The following is a 19,114-nucleotide window of genomic DNA, read 5'->3' as shown; positions in this document are numbered from 1 at the left end:
TCCCTCCCCTCCCCGCCTTACCTCCCGCAGGCGGCGTCGACCACGACGACCTGGCGCTGCAATCGGGACGCAAGCATCTGAAGGCGCACCAGCGCGGAGTGGACGGTGCCGCGCTCTCGCAGCTGGTGATGACCCTCCCGATCGCGTTGATCAGCCTTTCGCTGGTCTCCTTCGCCTTCGCCCTGCTCAACCCCGTCCTGGGACTGATCATGCCGGTGGCGTGGCTGCTGTCGGGCCCCCTGGTCTTCCACCGCCCGGTCGAGGCGGCCATCGCCGGGCGTCTGCTGGGCCTGCGGCGGCCCACTCCCGAGGAGGCCCAACGGCTGGCCGTCGTCTGGGAGCAGGTGACCCGTCGCGCCGGGGTGAACCAGCACACCTACGAGCTGTGGGTCCAGGAGAGCACCGCGCTCAACGCGACAGCGGTGGCCGGTCACATCGTCGGCGTCACCCGGCACGCGATGGAGCGTCTGCCTAACTCCCAACTGGCGGCCGTCCTCGCCCACGAGCTGGGCCACCACGTCGGCGGCCACACATGGGCCGCCATGCTCGCCGACTGGTACGCGCTGCCGGCCAGAACCGTGGGGCGGTGGATCCTCGCCGGTATCACCGGTCTCCTGGGGTCGAAAAACGTGGCGGGCGTGGCCTGCGGAGGCTGCCTCGTCCTGGTGATCGCACAGTTCCTCTACATCCTGACCTTCCAGGAGTCGATGTGGTGGCTCATCCTGCCCCTCATCGCGGCGCCGCTCCTCATCGCCTGGCTGCACCGCCGCGCCGAGTGCCGCGCGGACGACTACGCGGCCGGTCTCGGCTTCGCCACCGAGCTGATGTCCGTACTCGCCGCGGAACACCAGTCCCAGTCCGCCCCGGGCGTCCCCCCGCCGGGAACGGCGCCCCACACCGGCCAGCCGGCGGCAAGGGGCGCCCACACCAACTTCGAGGCCCGGCTCCGGCACCTGCAGCGCGACGCGCCAGGACATCGCTAGTCAGGCAGTCGGCTCCACCTCGGACCTGACGGGTCAGTCGTCCTTCTTCATCGGCTTGAGGATCGCCACGCACTCCACGTGGTGCGTTATCAGGACGCCGTCGGAGTCGGCGCTCACGAGGAAAGCGCGGGCCGGAAGCCAATGCACGCTGCCCGACGCCCTCGAGAGCGCCAGGGGCGTCAAATCCGATGGAACATCGCCGCAGACCAGTCCAGCATGGCGCCCCTGGCGGTTCGCGGCCACCGACTTACCGCACCCTGGCCGCCACCGCCGCGCTGTTGCCGCACCTGACGGGCACGCCAGCCGCGTCTCCTTGGGATCCTGCGCTGGCACAGGCATTGAGCGTGCGAGCGCACCGGTCGAGGAGGAAGTGGCTTTGGCAAACCTTCTGGCGGATCTGGCCTGATGGCAGGTGCCGACCCCGTTAGGCTTACCGGTCCGTGTACCCACCACACGGAGTGACCAAGGGGGTAGTAAACGTGAGCATCATCCCTGCGGGCGAGCCCGTCCATCGCATCTCCATCGTCGACGACGACCCGTTGCGCGCTCGTCGCGAAGCGCGCGAGCTGCTGGCCGAGATCGCCGCCGTCGACCCGCACGCGAAACTCGTCGTCCCCGAGCAGCAGGCCACCCGTGGCACCGACAAGGGCGGGACGGTCACCGAACTGGTCGGGCTCGCATTCGGTGGGGGATCCTTCGTCGTCGCCGTTGTGCAGGCCTGGCTGTCCCGCGTGGCACAGCGGACGATCGTCGCCACCCGTCCCGACGGGACGTCCCTGCGCCTCACCGGCAGGGAGGCCCGTGCGGACAACGATCTGATCGAGCGCTTCCTCAATGGCGGCACGGTGAACGGGGAGGGCGACGAAGCCGGCCCCTCCGCGAACGGCGAGGACGGACCGCACGCGGAATGAGCGACAACGACCGGTACGCCATGCTCATCGGCGTATCCACGTACGACAGCGACCACTACCACGACCTGCCTCCTGTCCGCGCCGATCTGCACTACATGCAGGCGGTGCTGGAAAGCACCGAGATAGGCATGTACAACGACTGCGCGATGGTCGCCGAGCCGAACCGCGCGGAAATGCTGCACGCCATCGAGGAGTTCCTGGAGGCGCGGCAGGCCAGTGAGACGGCGCTGCTGTACTTCAGCGGGCACGGGGAGTTCTGCGAGACGGACAACCAGCTGTACTTCCTCACCCGGGACACCGACCCGGACGACCTGCCCGGCACCGCCGTCCCCGCCGAGTTCCTGGAGCGGATGCTGCAGTCCTGCCGCGCCTCCTGCAAGCTCGTGCTGCTGGACTGCTGCTCCAGCGGCTCCGTCGTACAAGGGTGGACGGCGAAGGGCGCGGCTGGCCCGGACGACGGCCCGACGTCGCCGAGCACACTGCTTCGGCCGACCGGCGTGTACTTCATCACCGCCTCCGACGCCTTGCAGACCGCCTCGGCGATGGCTCCGGCCGGGTCCTCCCTTGGCACCTCCCGGTTCACCGGCGAGATCGTGGAGGGCCTGCGTACCGGGCGGATCAAGGACAGCGGGTGGATCACTCCGGACGACCTGTTCGAGTACCTGACCGCGCAGATGGTGCGCAACGGCGTCCCCGAGGAACAACGGCCGACCAAGTCCACCATCCGGGCGACGCACTCCCTGCCCTTCGCCCGCTCCGTAGCGCGGTCCGTGAACCTTCCCACGCTCCCCCGCGACGCTACCGCAGCCTCCGAAGCCGCCCAGCTCTCCCCCGCCCTGCTCAAGGCGCGAGATCTGGTCGAGCAGGACGCACGCGACGGCGTCGACTGGCAGCGACTGCTGCGCTACTACGCGCACTGCCTCCGCGCGCAAGCCGCGGCGGAAACACTGCCCGACCGGGACAGCGGGCGCGGCTCCGCGTACTTCCTGCTGGGCCGGGGCCCGGAGACGATCCAGTCCGGCCTGGGGTCCGGCCTTCCCGCACCCGCGCAGCTACCGAAGCCGAAGAGCGGCGGGAGCCGGACGGATGACGCTGGCACGCAGGAGTACTGGTACGGGTATCCGGCGGTCACCCTCCCCGAACGCGGCGGGGATGGCCGGCGCCGCTCTGCCGTGCGGATCGCGCCCCTGCTGATCCAGCCGATGGAACTGGCCCCTGACGAGGACGGTCGCGACACGCTCCGCCCGAGCGGAGTGCCCTCTTTGCACGCGGGTGTCGTCGCGGAACTCCTCAAGGACGACGAGGCCGCCGAGTTGCTCGCCCGCTGGCAGCCGACCTGGCAAGAGGGCAACGGCACCCAGATGGTGCGTGCCGTGCGGGAGCTGCTCACGGAGCTGGGACTCCCGGAGCTGGAGCCCCTCGATCTGTCGTCGCTCAGCGAGCAGTCCGTGATGCAGTCGTTGCGGCCCGGAGCCCACAACTCGGCCGTCCTGCTGACGCCGAAGGGCGTGGAGCGCAACGCCTCCGAAGCCCTCGTGGACAACCTGCTGCAGATGTCCGCGCGGACCGGGCAGATCGCCGGCACGGCACTCGACGCGCTTCTGGCGGGCGGCGATGACGAGGAAACGAGCCATGACGCCCCGGTCGTCGCCCCAGGGCCCTGCAATGAGAGCCAGGAGCTGGTGATCTCATCGGCGATGACCCGTCGGCTCACTGTCGCCACCGGACCGCCCGGCACCGGGAAGAGCGAAGTCGTGACCGCTGTGGTGACGACCGCCGTGGCCGCCAGCCAGTCCGTTCTCATCGCGTCCACGAACAACGAGGCCGTGGACGTCGTCGCCGAGCGCTGTGACGCGATCTCGCCGGGGTTGCTGATGCGGACGGGCAACTCCGCGGCGCGGGAGCGCGAGGCCGCGAAACTGGAACAGCTGCTCGCCGGGACCATCGAGGGACCGCGACGCGGTTCGGCAACCGTGGCCGGTGAACTGCGCAACCAGCGCGGGCGTTCCGCCTCGCTCCGGGCGGAGGCCGCCGAGCTGGTCGATGAAGAGGCGCGGTTGCTGGGCCTGCTCCGGGAACGGGAGGAGCGCACGGACGCGCTCGGGCTGCCATCGGCGCTGCTGGAAGCCGTATGGGCGGAAGACGGGACGGCCGCCCTCGCGCGCTGGGAGGAGCGGGCCCGGAAGGCGGCCGGCGCCGGAAGGCTCGCCCTGGGCGGGTGGCGCAGGGGACGGGTACTCTCCGCGCTCGTCGCCTCGCTCGACACCGACTCGGCCGGCTCGTGGCCGGCATGGGCCTCGGAACGGCCCGCACCAGCCGAATTGCTTATTGCGCTCGCAGAGACTGTGGCCGTGGAACGTGGCGTGCGGGAGCTCGCGCCGCGGCATCTTGCCCGTGACGAGGAAGGATTGAAGCGGGCGCGGCTGGAGAGTGCCGCCGACGTGTCCGAGCTGTCGGGAGAGTTGTCCCAGGCCTTGGCTACAGAGGCCATGATGCGCGGGCGATCGCTCATGGGCCAGCGTCTCCAGGCCTTGCGCCAGCGTTCGGGCTTCCAGAAAAGTCAGCGCAATCTGATGGCGCACATCAAGGGGTGGGCGATCAGCACCCACTCGGTGCGCCAGCTCGAACTGACACCGAAGCTCTTCGACCTCGTCGTGATCGACGAAGCGAGCCAGTGCTCGATCCCGTCGGTGCTGCCCCTGCTGTTCCGCGCGAAGCGCGCGCTGATCATCGGGGATCCTATGCAGCTCGGACACATTCCAGGTATCAGCGCCGAGCAGGAGCGTCAGGCGCGGGTACGGGCAGGGCTGACGGCCGCGCAGCTGGAGGACCATCGGCTCACCTACCACGTGTACTCCTCGTACCACGCGGCCGCGCAACACGGTGAGGCCGCATTGCTGCTCGATGAGCACTACCGCTGCCACCCGGCTATCGCCGATGTGGTCAACGGCTACTGCTACGCAGGGCAGTTGCAGGTCCTGACCGACGTCCGCAAGCAGGTTCCGACGCTGGACCCGGTCGGAGGAGCAGATCCGGCACCGGTCCTGGGCTGGGTGGACGTGCCGCACAGCGAGTCGGCCCGGGGCGGCGGCGGTCAATCCTGGCGCAACGGGGCCGAGGCCGAGGCCGTCAGGGAAACAGTGGACGCGCTCCTCGCAGGGCTGCCCGAACACGCCACGGTCGGAGTGGTCACCCCGTTCAAGGCTCAAAAGGATGCGTTGGCGCGCGTCTGGGCGGACGACAAGCGAGTACGCGTCGGTACCGTGCACGCCTTCCAAGGCGGGCAGCGCGACGTCATGGTCCTGAGCCCGGTGGCGGCCGCCAACACCCCACCGCGTACGACACATTGGGTGGCCAGCCAGGTCAACCTGTGGAACGTCGCGGTCACCCGGGCGAAGTCCCAGCTGATCACAGTGGGCAACCACGCCTTCTGGCAGGGGCAGGCCGGGCTTCCGGCATTGCTGGCGCACCGGTCGGCCGCGCTCAGCAACAAGACCGATGCCAGCCTGGGCACCGAACATACGGCCCCAGCCGGGACTACGACATCCAGCTTCCGTAACGAACTCGCGGACCGGCTCCAGGACTACCTCGGCACGCGCGGCATCACGGACCTGGAACGGGCCACGGTGATCGGCGGACACACCGTGGATCTGCTGTTCACGATGAACGGACAGAACACCGCGGTGCTCATCGACCCCGGAACCTCGCACGCCCAGGACTCGGCCCGTCACCTGCGGCTGACGCACGCGCGTAGCGACCTGCTGACGGACCTGCCGTCCGGCGGTGCCGGCGCGAAGGCCGGCCCGGTGGGACGGACGGTCCGGGTACCGGCTTGGCGGATCCTGGCGGGGGGTGGGGCGCTGGAGGGGCTGTTGGGTTGAGCGCCGGAGGAGGGACGGTCACTGAACACCGTCCTTATGAATGAGACCGTGGTGGCCATGGGCGGCTCGCTGAACGACGCGCGGCTCGACGACCTGATCGCACAGGTCACCGTTCCGTACGAGTTGTCCCGCTGCTACGGTCGCCCACATGACGCTCTCGATGCCTTCGGCGCGGGCTGGCGACTTGCGAGTCGAACCAGTTGACGACGTTCTCGATCGCGTGGAGCGGACCCTTCAAGTCAACTTGGATCGGTCCGCGATCGTCCGTAAACGACGCTCTGTCGGGGCGCGGACGGACCGGGACTCCTGGGTGCGCATCGAGAGGCGGGGACTCAACAAGATCGGCGTTCAGGGCTGGAACGGCACAGAGTGCGCCGCGCGTCTGGACGCGATCTCCCAGCCTCTATGGCAGGGGTGTGGTCTGGCGGGACGCGGAGGAGCCAGCGATGTGGCGGGCCGACGAGACCGAGCTCCTGCCGGGGGCGCCGGTTGGTACCGCCGTACTCAGTGAAGGTCCGAAGCTGCCGGATGAGTGGTGGCAGGCACTCAACGCATCACTGGACGCGCTCGCGGCGCAGGACACGAGCCGCATCGCCACGCCGGACACCATCACGATCACGCAGGCCCTCATCACCGAGTCCATCCGCAGCGCGTTCCCCGGCGGCTTCGACACGTCTGTGGAGCAGTGGGTGCCGGCCCACGCGGATCTGAACTGGGCCAACGTGACCGCGCCGACGTTCTGCCTCTTCGACTGGGAGGACTGGGGCAACGCGCCACAGGGGCTGGACTCCGCTTCGCTGTGGGGAAGCTCCCTCGCTGTCCCGGCTCTGGCTGACCGCGTTCGGCAAGAGCGGCGCCATGACTTCGAGAGCCGGGACGGCAAGCTGATGACGCTGTTCGTATGCTCGAAGATCCTGGGGCCGGAAGCACACCCCAAGGACCCTCGACTGGAGCCCGCACGCCGCATGGCTGAGCAGATCATCGCGGAGATTCAGACGGACTGACCGCGCGACCGCTCTCACACAGCACGCGGATTCCGGCTCGCACACATCGTCTCGCTGTAGCCAGGTGCGCCATTCGAGGCAGGCGGCCGACTCACTATTCTGGCGGCGGTCACCGTCACGGGGGCGCATCCTTCCGACAGGACGGTTCAGCCCCGGTTGTGGGGTCATAGGGCTGGGGCCCTCCTCCGCTGCCGCCGACGCGGGGAGCTTGGGCTTTACCCGCCGCGTCAACGAACGTACGAAGTCCGTGAGATCGGGCTTCATGAATGGCGGGGAGCGGGGCTCTTCTGACCTTCTATGAAGGCCTGCCACGCCGTGGCGCTGAAGTGGATGGTTATTCGGCGCCGGGGATCCTTGGAGTCGCGGATGGCGTGGCTGCCATCAGGGAGGGCAGCGTGCTCCAGACAGTTGTTGTTGGTGCCGCTGTAGCTGCTCCTGTGCCATTCGGGCCGTGCCCCAGTCATGATGCGTGTTCCTCGATAAGTGCGCGAATCAGCTGCCGGGAGTCGGAAGGGGACAGTGCGGCAGCCGTCAGCTCTTCCCACGCGCGCGCGTACGCTTGTACGTCGCCCTCCTGTTCCAGCAACGTACCACCAGTCAAGTACTCCAGCCACGCAACATCGATTGACGACTGACCCCGAAATGTGAAGAGGCTGAAGGGTCCGAACTGGTCGACCGGGAACCGCGCCTTGACGGGAAGGACTTGAACGGTAACGTTCGGCCTACGCCCGACGCTCTCCAGGTATGCGAGCTGCTCGGCGGCCATGGCACCGGAACCCGGGATGCGGTGCAGGGCAGTCTCATCCACCACGGTGCGCAGCCTGAAACCCAAGTGGTCGTCCAGGAGTTCCTTGCGCTTGAGACGTGTGTCAACGAGCGTGTCCACTTGCCCCTCGGAAGGCCGAGAGGTGAACAACTGGCGCATGTACGCCTCAGTCTGCAGCATGCCCGGCACCAGGGCCGGCTCATACACCCGAACAAGCCCGGAGTCGGCTTCCAGCATCAGGTAGTCACGAAGCGCGTCGACCAAGGGCCCTTGCGACGTCCACCAGTCAACCTTGCGTACGTCGACAGCGAGCTTGCGCAAGCGTTGACGGTACTTGCCGTCGGCCACTTCGTACAGGTCGAGGAGCGCCGACAGATCTCCGGGCCTGACGCCCCGGTTGCCGTTCTCAATCTGCGAGACCTTGGGCTGACCGCACTCCAGGTGCTTCGCCACCTCGGAGACAGTGAGGCCCTTGTCCGCCCGGAGGCGCCGCAGCTCACTACCGAGCCGCTTGCTACGCATGGTTGGCAAGCTTCGTTGATCCATGCGTGCATGATGACCCACCCGCCCGCACCTCAGCACTGTCATATGCCAATTCGCTCGGGAATACATCACCTTCGCGGGAATAGTTGCCCGAACCCTCTGCACTGGTCCACCATCGACCGTGTCACGACTCGCATCCGCAGCGTGACACCAGGTCGATCGACCCTGCCCAGGCTTCTGCCTGTCCGGACATGGAGGGGACATGACGATCCACACACGGCACTCCGACCGGCGGCTCGCGATGGAGCTCGTGCTGAGACCGGCGGAACTGGCCATAGTGCGCCGGATCGCACGCGCCCAACTCCACCGCTGGGGATTGACGGCATACGCCGACGACGTGGTGACCGTGATCAACGAACTGCTGACCAACGTCCTGGATCACGTCCAGGACGCCCACTGCGCCCTGACCATGGAACGCAAGGCGTACCTCCTACACGTACGCGTGAGCGACAACTGCCGCGCCAAACCGGTCAGGCGCAATCCGCGAACGGAACGGACAACCGGTCGCGGTCTGACGCTGGTTGACGCACTCACTCACGGGTGCTGGAGAGTGGTGGCGCCACCACTCGGCCAAAGCGAATTCAAGGGCAAAGAGGTCCAGTGCCAGTTCGACGTCTCACAGGCGATACCGCCGGCGTCCACGCTCAGGGGTGCGGACGTCGTCCGCGAGCTCTTCCGCTACGGGATCGCCCGCCCCGAAAGGCTACCGGGAGTCGTCCGGTACACCCGTGCCACGTGCGACCACCTGGCCACCGGGAAATCCTGTACCCGCCGCTGCCTCGCGGTCACCATCGGCTCGGTCCTGCACTCCGGCGGCCTGGTGCGCCTGCTCAGCGGACCGCTGACACGACAGGACGGCTCACCGACGGCCGCAGCCCACAGAATCACCACCGAGCGGACCGGACTGCAGCTGGCCCAAGAGGAGCCGACCCCACCGCTGTGGATCGAGCAGCGCCAGTCCGGCCCTCACGACCGACTGCAAAGGGACCGGGTGCGCTTCTGGTACTTCTTCGAGGCCCCACCCGGCTCTCCGGAGCTGTCACCGGACCGAACCACGTGGATGCCCATCGCCGACATCCTGCCCACTCCCCTGCGGGACCTGATCCCCACGGCTTCGTCGAGGAGGAGCTGATGTACGGCGTAGGTCGTCTCGTCGACAATTGCCCGCACCCGTCAGGCTGGGACACAGCCGACGACGGCGAAGAACGCTGCCACACGTGCGGAACGCGCCGTTTCACCCACTACGGCGCCCTGCGCCCGCCGGGGCTGCCGGTGGCCCTGACCCCGGCACCGCGCGACGCGACCCGGGCGGACCGCTCCGCCGCCGTAGCGATCTCACACACGCTGTACCGCCGCCTCACCAACTGGGCACGCGCAGGCGCGGCGCTCCGCCCGGTCGCCTGACCGACGGCTCCGTCCTCCAGGCCGCGCGGGCTGCCCAGCGAGATCGAGATCCGCTCTCCTACTTACATGATCCACGCCCTGTCCTAGGATGGCGGAGACCATCTCAGCGGCCCGACGGGCTTCCGCTCCACTTCCGTGGAACGTAAGGACATGCCCCCACCCGCACGAGTTACTTCGTGCTGCCTGGGGGCATTTCCTTGCTGTTCCGTGAGTCCGCGGCGTCGTTGGCCAACCGCACCCACCTTGAAGGACGGCTGGCAGAGCTCCTGACCGAGAACTTCCTGCACAAGCACGGCCACCGACCCCATCCGTCCGAGCAGCGCTCCTGGGAGCGGAGCATCCCGGCACTCACCAACGCGCTGGTCGAAGCCGGGCTCGGGGATGTCGAGGTGCTGCTGGAATACGGGCTGCCACTGACCAGCAAGCGCGCGGACGTCATACTGGCCGGTGTCCACCCTGCCACCGGTGGTCCGTCGTACGTGGTCGTGGAACTCAAGCAGTGGAGCAGCGCGTACCCGGAGGACGACGATCCGCTGCGGTGCCGTATCGACGCGTACCCGACCCCCGTCCTGAACCCCATCGAGCAGGTGCGGGGTTACTGCGACTACCTGATGTCGTTCAACGGAGCGCTGGAGCAGGCCCCGGAGTCGGTCGCCGGGGTGGCCTACCTGCACAACGCCACCGAATTCGGGGTCGCGGGGCTGCGGGCCGTCCCGGAGGACGACCGGGGCCGGATGTACACCGGCGAACAGCGCGGCGCCTTCCTGAAGTACCTGCGCTCGAAGCTGGCCCCGAAGCCCGGTGCTGACGCGGCTGACGCACTGCTGCAGGGCAAGGTCCGGCCGTCCAAGCAACTGATGGCAGTCGCCGCTGAAGAGGTCCGCAACCGGGAACAGTTCGTACTGTTGGACGAGCAGCGGCTCGCCTACGAGACCGTGATGTCAGCGGTCCGGAAGGCGCGGCGGTCCAACCACAAGCAGGTGGTCGTGGTGGCCGGCGGGCCGGGCTCCGGCAAGAGCGTGATCGCCTTGTCCCTCTTGGGCGAGCTCTACCGACGCGGGGTGCCTGCTCTGCACGCGACCGGTTCGCAGTCGTTCACCAAGACGATGCGCAAGGTCGCGGGCGCCCGAAAGCCCGAGGTCCAGCAACTCTTCCGCTACTTCAACAGCTTCATGGAGGCCGAGCCCAACGACCTCGACGTGCTCGTCTGCGACGAGGCGCACCGACTCCGCAAGACATCCGCCAACCGTTACACCAAGGCGGCACTGCGCACCGGCCGACCCCAGGTCGCAGAACTGATCGACGCGGCTCGCGTGCCGGTATTCCTGCTGGACCAGCACCAGGTGGTGCGTCCTGGCGAGATGGGCAAGGTAGACCAGATCCAGAAGGCCGCGAAGGAGCTGGGGCTGGAGTGCACGGTGGTGGACCTGGACAGCCAGTTCCGGTGCGGTGGCAGCGAAGCGTACGTGCAGTGGGTCACCGACCTGCTGGGGCTGGAGGGCGACGGACCCACCGTGTGGGAGCCTGACGGCAAGGTCCGGCTGCTGACTGCAGACAGTCCCCAGGAGCTGGAAGACTTCTTGGCCGCCCGGCGCGCCGAGGACCACGGCGCCCGGATATCGGCGGGCTACTGCTGGAAGTGGACGAAAAAGATCACGCCGAGCATGACGACATTGCCCACCGACGTGACCATCGGCGACTGGGCCAGGCCGTGGAACCTCTACGGAGACCGCTCCCTCCTCGGCGCACCGCCAGCACCGCTCTGGGCCACCGACCCCGCCGGCTTCGGTCAGGTCGGATGCGTCTATACCGCGCAGGGCTTCGAGTACGACTGGTCGGGCGTAATCATCGGCCCGGACCTGGTCTGGCGCACCAACCGCTGGGTGGTGGACCGTACCGCGTCCAAGGACCCCGCTTTCACGAAGGCGACCCCGGATGACGAGATCGACCAACTGGTCCGCAACACGTACAAGGTGCTGCTGACCCGAGGCATGATCGGAACGGTCGTCTACTCAACGGACCCGGAGACACGGGAGAAGCTCCGCTCGCTGATCCCTTCCGCCGCAGAAGATCAGGCAGACTCCTGAGCGATGCTGGCTACGACGGCTGGGCACACACATCGCCGATCTTGTGCACGAGGCAGAAATCCCCCTCAACGTCACAGAGGTCAACGGTTCGATGCGGGGAACCCATGAACGCTGGGATGCCAACTCTTCCGAATAATGCACGCGGCTGACGCCGAGATCCACCGATTCTTGATTTCACAGGCCAGTGAGTACGTGGAGTGTTGCACCATCACACCCTGGATGACGTATGCGGTCTCGTCCGCTCACGCAGCCCGGGTTTCTTGCCTCAGTAGCGTTATACAGATGGCGCGTGGGCCACATGACAGTCCTCGAAAAACTGCTCAGCAGACTCACAGAGAGAAATCAGTGGACCAAGCATGAGCGCTGCGTCCTGGTTCACTAGCGAGGCGATTTCCCTGATCGCGAGATGGTTGAGGAAGAAGAAGAAACGCGCTGTCGCGCCAGCTACCCACGCGGTCGAATAATAGTCGACTTCGCTACCGATCCGATAGCGGAACGGATCTCTACCATCAAACCGTGTCGTGATAGCCATTGCTCCACTATGCACTGCATGATTCATGGTCAAGTACGCGTGCCGCATATGGTCAAGAACCGCCGCTCGCTCAATATCCCGGAAAGTTACCCTTCCAGGCCGGGCACCTGGGACACCCGGCAGCGCCCAACCATACGGCCGGAAGAACTCAGGCCCCCAGACAGTCCGGATGATGTCTTCCAACCCTGACATCGAAGCAAACGGGTCCTCTTCACCCATAAAGAGTGCGTCCTTTCTACGTTCGACAACCGCAGAAAGGTGATACCGCTCGGTTAGTTCGTAGGGAGGAGTGTTACGCACCGACAGAAAGCTGGTGATAGTCATGAGTTCATACAAGCTGCGCGCTCGAGCCGACGCAGCTTCGATTAGCCCCTTACGCGCCAGCAGATCAATCTCAGAGACCATTGAGCAACCTCGCGCATGAAGGCCCAACATGGTCAGTACGTGAAGCGTAGGTCCGCCAATCATGTCAGGCGCTCCGATGATGCTGTCGTGGGAGTCCTTCTCAGCGGCAACCCATTCAGCGAAATCCACGAAAAGATCTCGGTTGACATCATCCGCCACTGTGACAGCGTTGGACAGGTCGCGGAATCCTTTCCCTAGCTTCTTCAGAATCGAGCGCTCGTTGTGCAGTGCTACGCGGGCACGCCGCTTTGCCCCGTACTTCAAGCTCCACTTGACCGAACCACGGACAACAGGGTCGATGTCGCCGACTTTCTCAAGTACTTTGTCGAGCGCGAGTTGAAACACCGACTCGCGATCCATCTCTTTGGGGCTTGTGATCGTTCCGTCCGCAAGCATCGCACGTACCTGATCATTAACCAGGTCGGTAAGCCTCGATCGCACTGCTAGGCCTCTCTCCGTTGAGGAACAAAGCCTTCCAGGATGCACACAACTGAGCTGTGGCGCAAGTAAGTTGGTAAGTTTCCTGAGATGAGCCAGGGGGCTACTGATCCTGAACTCGTGTTGTCGTAGTGGCTGACAGGTCTTGATCCCTGCGGTACGCCAAGGGCATGCGGTGTGCGCAGGGTGATGGGCTCACGGACGAGCGGCGGGAGTTCAGAGAGGAGCTCCGCCTCCGGGCAGCCGAGCGGTTTGCCCTGGGCGAGAGGAGTTCCGTGATCGCGAAGGACTTACGGGTCCATGTGCGATCGGTGGGGCGGTAGCGGAAGGACTGGCGGTCCGGAGGCCCGAGCGCCTCGCGGTCGAAGGGGCCAGCCCCGTTGCCGAGGCTGGGCTAGGGCCAGTTCGCCGTGCTGGAACAGGAGCTATCCAAGGGCCCTGTGGCCCATTGGCTGGCCTGACCAGAGGTTGACCCTGTCCCGGGTCAAGACCGCGATCGAGCGCCGGTTCCACATGACCTAAACGATCCAAGGAATGCGCAAGCTCCTGGTTCGCAACGGTTTCTCCTGCCAGGTGCCCGCCCGGCGGGCCGTCGAGCGGGGCGAGGAAGCGATCACCGGGTGGGTGAAGGAGACCTGGCAGCGGTGCTCGGGGCCTACCTCGTCTTCGAGAACGAGGCCGGTTTCTCTATGACGCCGCCGACCGCCCGCACCTGGGCCCGGCGCGGACGCACTCCCGTGATCCGAGTCCGCGGCCGTAGTGTGGCGCCCGTACCGAAGCCGGCAAGCTGTGTACACGATCAGTTGAGCCTGGAGAATCGCGCTGCTGGCAGCATCCAGGATGCGTGGACCGAGCGCGCCCCGATCAACAGGCAGACGAGGGAGCTCAAAGCGAAGATGGCGGCCAAAGCCAAGGCTCGTAGGAAGTGAGCTGAGCGGCTCCCTGGAGCCACCAGACGCGACTCCAGAGGTCCGTCCGTGGACTCCTCGCGGACGGCCGCCTCGGCGGTGGGGCGGAGAGCGCAGACCGACGAAGGCAAGCCCCCTATGGCCCACTCAACCAGCACTGGCCCCAGCGCGGTCACCCGTCACACCCAAGTCTCCTTGCGCTGCTCTGCACGACGGTAGGCCCAAGCCCATCATCTGCCGGCAGGACGCTGACACCCCATCAGGACGAGTGTCAAGATGTCGCCCGTACCCCACGCAACGCCCATAGCGCGCATGGGGCAAAGGCGCAGTTCAGCCGTCCTTCTTCATCGGCTTGAGGATCGCCACGCACTCCACGTGGTGCGTCATCGGGAACAGGTCGAACGCCCGCAGCTTCACCGGCTCGTACCCCGCCTCCGCGAAGTACTTGAGGTCGCGGGCAAGCGCCGCCGGGTCGCACGCCACATACGCGATGCGGCGCGCGCCCAGCGTCGCCAGGTGGCGCACCGTCTCCTTGCCCGCGCCGGCGCGCGGCGGGTCGAGGACGATGATGTCGGCGCTGTCGATGCGGGTGCGCGGGAGGACGGACTCGACCTTGCCCTGTTCGATGCGGACGCGGTCCAGGTCGCGGAGGTTGTGGCGGGCGTCCTCGACCGCGCGCTTGCTGGATTCGATGCCGAGGACGGCGCCCTTGTCGCCGACGCGCTCGGCGAGGGAGCCGGCGAAGAGGCCGACGCCGCAGTAGAGGTCGAGGGCCATGTCGCCCTTGCGCGGCATGAGGCCCTGCATGACGGCCTTGACGAGGGTGTCGGCGGCCTGGGGGTGGACCTGCCAGAAGCCGCCGGCGCCGACGCGGTAGGTGCGGTCGTCCGCGCGCTCGCGGACGAAGGCGCGGCCGTGGACGGGGTGGACCTGCTTGTCGCGCTCGCCGATGCGCATGACGGAGACCGGCTTGTCGAGTTCGACGATGGGCAGGCGGCCGCCCGGCTTGGGGGTGAGGATGACCTGGCGGTCGTGGGAGCCGGTGGCGGCGATGGCCTCGACCGAGGCGATCTGCGGCCACTCGCGCTTCTCGATGCCGAGCTCGGTGACGCCCGGGGCCGCGATCATGCAGTGGTCGATGACCTGGACCTCGTGCGAGCGGTGCTTGCGCAGGCCCGCGTGGCCCTCGGCGTCGATCGCGTACTGGACCCGCGTGCGCCAGGCCGGGACCTCTCCCGCCGGGAGCTTGTCGCCCTCGGCCGGCATCACCGTGCCGTCCCAGCCGGCCTCCTCCGGGGTGAGGCCCGCGAGGCGCTGGAGCTGCTCGGCGATGACCTCGCCCTTGAGGCGGCGCTGAGCGCCCGGCTTGGCGTGCTGCCAGTCGCAGCCACCGCACTTGCCCGGGCCCGAGAAGGGGCAGGGGGCCGGGACGCGGTCCTTGGATGCGGAGAGGATCTCCACCGCGTCCGCTCGCAGGAAGCGGGACGTCGACTCGCCCTCCGTCACCCGGGCGATCACACGCTCGCCCGGCAGGGCGTGGCGTACGAACAGGACCCGGCCCGACTCCGTGCGGGCCACGCAGTGGCCGCCGTGGGCCACCGGGCCGACCTCGACCTCGTACTCGTGGCCGACCAGCGATGCTTCGGTCTCGTGCTGCATTGCGGTCGACTCCAGAAAGTAGAGGGGGGAAGAAGTACGGAAAGGGGTGCGGTGGGACCCCCTGGACAACAGCCGTCCAGTTTACGTCCCGCCGCACCCCGTACTCGACACCGGTGGCGCTACTTGCGCGTCGCCGCCTTCTGCTTGGATTCCTTCTTCTGCTCCCCGACCGGGCCCCGGCGCACCGAGCCCGGCGCGTTCCACTCGGCGCGCTTGCGGGCGCGCTTGCGGGCCGCCTCGGAGGAGTCCAGCTGCCACGGCACGGAGGTGACCATCACGCCGGGCGTGAAGAGCAGGCGGCCCTTCAGGCGCAGGGCGCTCTGGTTGTGCAGCAGGTGCTCGTACCAGTGGCCGACCACGTACTCGGGGATGTAGACGCTGACCGCGTCGCGCGGGCTCTCCTTGCGCAGGCCCTTGACGTAGTCGATGACGGGGCGGGTTATCTCGCGGTAGGGCGAGTCGAGGATCTTCAGCGGGACGTCTATGCCGCGCCGGTGCCACTCGTCGCGCAGGGCCTTGGTCTCGGCCGCGTCGACGCTGATGCTGACGGCCTCCAGGTTGTCGGAGCGCATCAGCTTGGCGTAGGCCAGGGCCCGCAGGGTGGGCTTGTGGACCTTGGAGACCAGGACGATGGAGTGGACCCGCGAGGGGCGGACGGTCTCCTCGCCGGGCTCGTCGGGGGCGGCGATCTCCTCGGCGACCCGGTCGTAGTGGCGCCGGATGGCGGTCATGGTGGCGTAGAAGATCACCATGCCGAGGATGGCGACCCAGGCGCCGTGGGTGAACTTCGTGACCAGCACGACGACCAGGACCAGGCCGGTGAGGAAGCCGCCGAAGGTGTTGATCGCCCGGGAGCGCATCATGCGGCGGCGCTGGGCCGGGTCGGTCTCGGACCGCAGGAGGCGGTTCCAGTGCCGGACCATGCCGGTCTGGCTCAGGGTGAAGGAGACGAAGACGCCGACGATGTACAACTGGATCAGCTTGGTGGAGTCCGCGCCGTAGATGTACGTCAGGACGGCGGCGGCGCCGGCCAGCAGCACGATGCCGTTGGAGAACGCGAGCCGGTCGCCGCGGGTGTGGAGCTGGCGCGGCAGGTAGCGGTCCTGGGCGAGGATCGAGCCGAGCAGCGGGAAGCCGTTGTACGCGGTGTTGGCCGCGAGGAACAGCACCAGCGCGGTGGCGGCCGCCAGCACGATGAAGAGGAACGATCCGTTGCCGAAGACGGCCTCGGCGACCTGTGAGATCACCGGGTTCTGGGTGTAGCCGTCGCCGACCGGAGTGCCGTTCTTCAGCAGGTCGGTGGCCGGGTTCTCGGCCATCCGCACATCGGTGGCCAGGGCCAGACCGATGATGCCGCAGAACATGGTGACGGCCAGGCCGCCCATGAGGGCCAGGGTCGTCGCGGCGTTCTTGGACTTCGGCTTGCGGAAGGCGGGGACGCCGTTGCTGATCGCCTCGACACCGGTGAGCGCGGCGCAGCCGGAGGAGAAGGCGCGGAGCAGCAGGAAGACGAGGGCGAAGCCCGCGAGGCCCGTGTGCTCGGCGTTGATCGTGTAGTCGGCGGTGGGGGCCTTCATGGTGTCGCCCGCGATCAGGCCGCGGTAGGCGCCCCAGGCGATCATCACAAAGACGCCGCCGACGAAGACATAGGTGGGGATCGCGAAGAGCTTGCCGGACTCCTTGACGCCCCGGAGGTTCATCAGGGTCAGCAGCACGATCACGGCGATGGCGCACGCGGTCTTGTGCTCGACGACGAAGGGGATGGCGGAGCCGAGGTTCTCGATGCCGGAGGCGATGGAGACCGCGACGGTCAGGACGTAGTCGACGAGCAGGGCGCTGGCGACGGTCAGGCCCGCCTTGGGGCCGAGGTTGACGTTCGCGACCTCGTAGTCGCCACCGCCGCTCGGGTAGGCGTGGACGTTCTGGCGGTACGAGGCGACCACCGTGAACATCAGCACGACGACCGCCACCGCGATCCATGGGCTGAAGTGGTAGGCGGAGACGCCCGCCACGGACAGCACGAGAAGCACTTCGCCCGGCGCGTACGCCACGGAGGAGAGCGGGTCGGAAGCGAAGACGGGAAGGGCGATGCGCTTGGGGAGAAGGGTTTCTCCCAGCTTGTTGCTGTGCAGCGCCCGGCCGATGAGGATCCGTTTCGGCAGGTCGGTCAGTTTGGACACGCAGAGGATCGTACGGGTTGCGTATGGATGCCGCCCACCCGCCACCCACCGGGAGTCGAATCCTCGTACGCTACGCGATCACTCCCGGCGGGTAAAGGGAAGTCCAAAATCCGACTACGGTCGCAGCCTCACCGGCAGCGCGCGATGGCCGTTGGAGATGAAGGACTCCACCGGGCTGAGCTCCTCCGGAGCGGCCGCCAACGACATGCCGGGGAAGCGGTCGAAGAGCGCGGGCAGCGCGACGGCCGCCTCCAGCCGGGCCAGCGGGGCGCCGAGGCAGAAGTGGACGCCGTGGCCGAAAGAGAGGTGCTCCTTGGTGGCACGCATCACATCGAACCGGTCGCCGTCGTCGCCGTAGAGGCCGGGGTCGCGGCCCGCGGCGGCGTAGGCGGCGACGATGGCGTCGCCCTTGCGCAGCACCACTCCCCCGTCCAGCTCGACGTCCTCCACCGCGTAGCGCAGCGGGAGGCTGGCGACGGGTGCCTGGACGCGCAGGGTCTCCTCGATCACGTCGTCCCAGCCGGCCTTGCCGTCGCGGACGAGGGCGAGCTGCTCGGGGTGGGTGAGCAGGGCGTGGATGGCGTTGTCGAGGAGGTTGACGGTGGTCTCGTGGCCCGCGCCGATCATCAGCAGGAGGGTGTCGACGAGCTCCTGCTCGCCCAGCTTGCCGTCCTCCTCGTCGCGGGCGGAGATCAGCACGCTGGTCATGTCGTCGCCGGGCGTCTCGCGCTTGGTGGCGACGATGCCGCGCAGCAGCCCGTAGAGCTCGGCGTAGGTGGCGGTGACCTCCTCCGGGTCGGCGGAGGTGTGGAAGATCGAGTCGACGCAGCGGCGCAGGCCCTCGCGGGTGGACTCGTCCTCGACACCGAAGAGCTCGCAGATGACCTGGATGGGGATGGGGTAGGCGTACTCCTCGCGCAGGTCGACGACCGCGCCGGGCGGGGTGGCGTCGAGGCCGTCGAGGAGGTCGGCGGCCATCCGCTCGATCCTCGGGCGCAGGGCGGCGGTGCGGCGGGCGGTGAAGGCCTTGGCGACGAGGGTGCGCAGCCGCTTGTGGTCACTTCCGTAGGCGGTGAACATGTTGGTCACCGCGACCCAGGTGTACAGCGGCCACTCCGGGGAGATCTCGCCGTTGATCCAGGCGGGCCAGTGCCGGCGCGGGTCCTTGGAGACCCTCGGGTCGGTCAGCAGCCGCTTGAGCAGCGGCTGGGTGGTCACTGCCCACGCCACCACGCCCCCAGGGAGCTCCACGGGGACCGCTTCCCCGAGGGCCCGGAGACGGGCGGCTTCGCCGTGGATGTCACGGCCGGCGGGATCGATGGTGACGGGGCATGCGGGGCGGTCCATCGGCGGTCTCCAGAGGTCTCGGCCGGGGTCGGCGCGGACGGCTGAGGGCGGGGGGCCATACCGGGG

General features: G+C 67.7%; 14 protein-coding genes and 2 pseudogenes. 10 read left to right on the top strand and 6 right to left on the bottom strand.

From position 1 onward, the window contains the following. The 5 genes and pseudogenes from K6I33_RS14785 to K6I33_RS14765 form a co-directional block, all read left to right on the top strand. Positions 1-983 (top strand): M48 family metalloprotease (locus K6I33_RS14785; RefSeq protein WP_229351930.1); only part of this gene is annotated, 983 nt, incomplete at its 5' end. A gap of 479 nt (positions 984-1,462) precedes the next feature. Next, positions 1,463-1,894, top strand: a complete 432-nt coding sequence (locus K6I33_RS14780; RefSeq protein ID WP_229351927.1) for a hypothetical protein — start codon at positions 1,463-1,465, stop codon at positions 1,892-1,894. Continuing rightward, the gene (locus tag K6I33_RS14775) at positions 1,891-5,775 is read left to right on the top strand and encodes an AAA domain-containing protein (protein WP_229351925.1); all 3,885 of its coding nucleotides are present in this window, start codon (positions 1,891-1,893) and stop codon (positions 5,773-5,775) included. Before K6I33_RS14780 ends, K6I33_RS14775 begins: the two co-directional genes overlap by 4 nt. Before the next feature lie 36 nt (positions 5,776-5,811). Beyond that, positions 5,812-5,979 (top strand): hypothetical protein, encoded by a 168-nt coding sequence (locus tag K6I33_RS14770; RefSeq protein ID WP_229351933.1) that lies wholly within the window; start codon positions 5,812-5,814, stop codon positions 5,977-5,979. After that, positions 5,924-6,779, top strand: a pseudogene (locus tag K6I33_RS14765) (hypothetical protein). Before K6I33_RS14770 ends, K6I33_RS14765 begins: the two are co-directional and overlap by 56 nt. Positions 6,780-7,039: 260 nt before the next feature. Here the strand turns inward: K6I33_RS14765 and K6I33_RS14760 are convergent. Together K6I33_RS14760 and K6I33_RS14755 are read right to left on the bottom strand one after the other, a co-directional pair. Continuing rightward, positions 7,040-7,243, bottom strand: coding sequence for a DUF397 domain-containing protein (locus K6I33_RS14760; protein WP_229351923.1), 204 nt, complete (start codon positions 7,241-7,243; stop codon positions 7,040-7,042). After that, complete coding sequence (locus tag K6I33_RS14755) at positions 7,240-8,091, bottom strand: helix-turn-helix transcriptional regulator (RefSeq protein ID WP_229351921.1); 852 nt, start codon at positions 8,089-8,091, stop codon at positions 7,240-7,242. The genes K6I33_RS14760 and K6I33_RS14755 overlap by 4 nt, the downstream gene beginning before the upstream one ends. A 199-nt stretch (positions 8,092-8,290) precedes the next feature. Here K6I33_RS14755 and K6I33_RS14750 point away from each other — a divergent pair, with 199 nt between their 5' ends. The 3 genes from K6I33_RS14750 (at position 8,291) to K6I33_RS14740 (ending at position 11,579) form a co-directional block, all read left to right on the top strand. Then, a complete protein-coding gene (locus K6I33_RS14750; protein ID WP_229351919.1) occupies positions 8,291-9,220 on the top strand; it encodes an ATP-binding protein in 930 nt (309 codons plus the stop codon). Beyond that, positions 9,220-9,492, top strand: coding sequence for a DUF6255 family natural product biosynthesis protein (locus K6I33_RS14745; RefSeq protein ID WP_229351916.1), 273 nt, complete (start codon positions 9,220-9,222; stop codon positions 9,490-9,492). The genes K6I33_RS14750 and K6I33_RS14745 overlap by 1 nt, the downstream gene beginning before the upstream one ends. 197 nt (positions 9,493-9,689) lie before the next feature. Then, a complete protein-coding gene (locus K6I33_RS14740; protein WP_229351914.1) occupies positions 9,690-11,579 on the top strand; it encodes a DUF2075 domain-containing protein in 1,890 nt (629 codons plus the stop codon). Between the two features lie 274 nt (positions 11,580-11,853). Here the strand turns inward: K6I33_RS14740 and K6I33_RS14735 are convergent, their stop codons facing one another. Beyond that, positions 11,854-12,912, bottom strand: a complete 1,059-nt coding sequence (locus K6I33_RS14735; protein ID WP_229351911.1) for a DUF5677 domain-containing protein — start codon at positions 12,910-12,912, stop codon at positions 11,854-11,856. A gap of 576 nt (positions 12,913-13,488) precedes the next feature. Between K6I33_RS14735 and K6I33_RS36345 the strand changes: the two genes are divergently transcribed. Further along, the gene (locus K6I33_RS36345; protein WP_308297162.1) at positions 13,489-13,647 is read left to right on the top strand and encodes a winged helix-turn-helix domain-containing protein; all 159 of its coding nucleotides are present in this window, start codon (positions 13,489-13,491) and stop codon (positions 13,645-13,647) included. Continuing rightward, positions 13,599-13,715, top strand: a pseudogene (locus tag K6I33_RS14725) (IS630 family transposase); the annotation flags it as partial. The gene K6I33_RS36345 and the pseudogene K6I33_RS14725, both read left to right, overlap by 49 nt. 477 nt (positions 13,716-14,192) lie before the next feature. Here K6I33_RS14725 and K6I33_RS14720 read toward each other — a convergent pair. The 3 genes from K6I33_RS14720 to K6I33_RS14710 form a co-directional block, all read right to left on the bottom strand. Further along, a complete protein-coding gene (locus K6I33_RS14720; RefSeq protein WP_229351910.1) occupies positions 14,193-15,521 on the bottom strand; it encodes a class I SAM-dependent RNA methyltransferase in 1,329 nt (442 codons plus the stop codon). A 119-nt stretch (positions 15,522-15,640) separates the two neighbouring features. After that, the gene (locus K6I33_RS14715) at positions 15,641-17,701 is read right to left on the bottom strand and encodes an APC family permease (RefSeq protein ID WP_229351909.1); all 2,061 of its coding nucleotides are present in this window, start codon (positions 17,699-17,701) and stop codon (positions 15,641-15,643) included. A gap of 114 nt (positions 17,702-17,815) precedes the next feature. Next, the gene (locus tag K6I33_RS14710; RefSeq protein ID WP_229351908.1) at positions 17,816-19,048 is read right to left on the bottom strand and encodes a cytochrome P450; all 1,233 of its coding nucleotides are present in this window, start codon (positions 19,046-19,048) and stop codon (positions 17,816-17,818) included. Positions 19,049-19,114 lie beyond the last annotated feature (66 nt).

Source organism: Streptomyces sp. UNOB3_S3 (genome assembly GCF_020740895.1).
In the GTDB taxonomy this organism is placed as follows: Bacteria; Actinomycetota; Actinomycetes; order Streptomycetales; family Streptomycetaceae; genus Streptomyces.
The sequence above is the reverse complement of the archived record's forward strand: the minus strand, read 5'-3'. Positions and strand labels throughout refer to the sequence as shown.

Bases quoted from the DNA above. Each gene is read 5' to 3' on its own strand.
- K6I33_RS14775 (WP_229351925.1), top strand. From the start codon at position 1,891: ATGAGCGACAACGACCGGTACGCCATGCTCATCGGCGTATCCACGTAC.
- K6I33_RS14770 (WP_229351933.1), top strand. From the start codon at position 5,812: ATGAATGAGACCGTGGTGGCCATGGGCGGCTCGCTGAACGACGCGCGG.
- K6I33_RS14760 (WP_229351923.1), bottom strand. From the start codon at position 7,243: ATGACTGGGGCACGGCCCGAATGGCACAGGAGCAGCTACAGCGGCACC.
- K6I33_RS14755 (WP_229351921.1), bottom strand. From the start codon at position 8,091: ATGGATCAACGAAGCTTGCCAACCATGCGTAGCAAGCGGCTCGGTAGT.
- K6I33_RS14750 (WP_229351919.1), top strand. From the start codon at position 8,291: ATGACGATCCACACACGGCACTCCGACCGGCGGCTCGCGATGGAGCTC.
- K6I33_RS14745 (WP_229351916.1), top strand. From the start codon at position 9,220: ATGTACGGCGTAGGTCGTCTCGTCGACAATTGCCCGCACCCGTCAGGC.
- K6I33_RS14735 (WP_229351911.1), bottom strand. From the start codon at position 12,912: ATGCTTGCGGACGGAACGATCACAAGCCCCAAAGAGATGGATCGCGAG.
- K6I33_RS36345 (WP_308297162.1), top strand. From the start codon at position 13,489: ATGCGCAAGCTCCTGGTTCGCAACGGTTTCTCCTGCCAGGTGCCCGCC.
- K6I33_RS14720 (WP_229351910.1), bottom strand. From the start codon at position 15,521: ATGCAGCACGAGACCGAAGCATCGCTGGTCGGCCACGAGTACGAGGTC.
- K6I33_RS14710 (WP_229351908.1), bottom strand. From the start codon at position 19,048: ATGGACCGCCCCGCATGCCCCGTCACCATCGATCCCGCCGGCCGTGAC.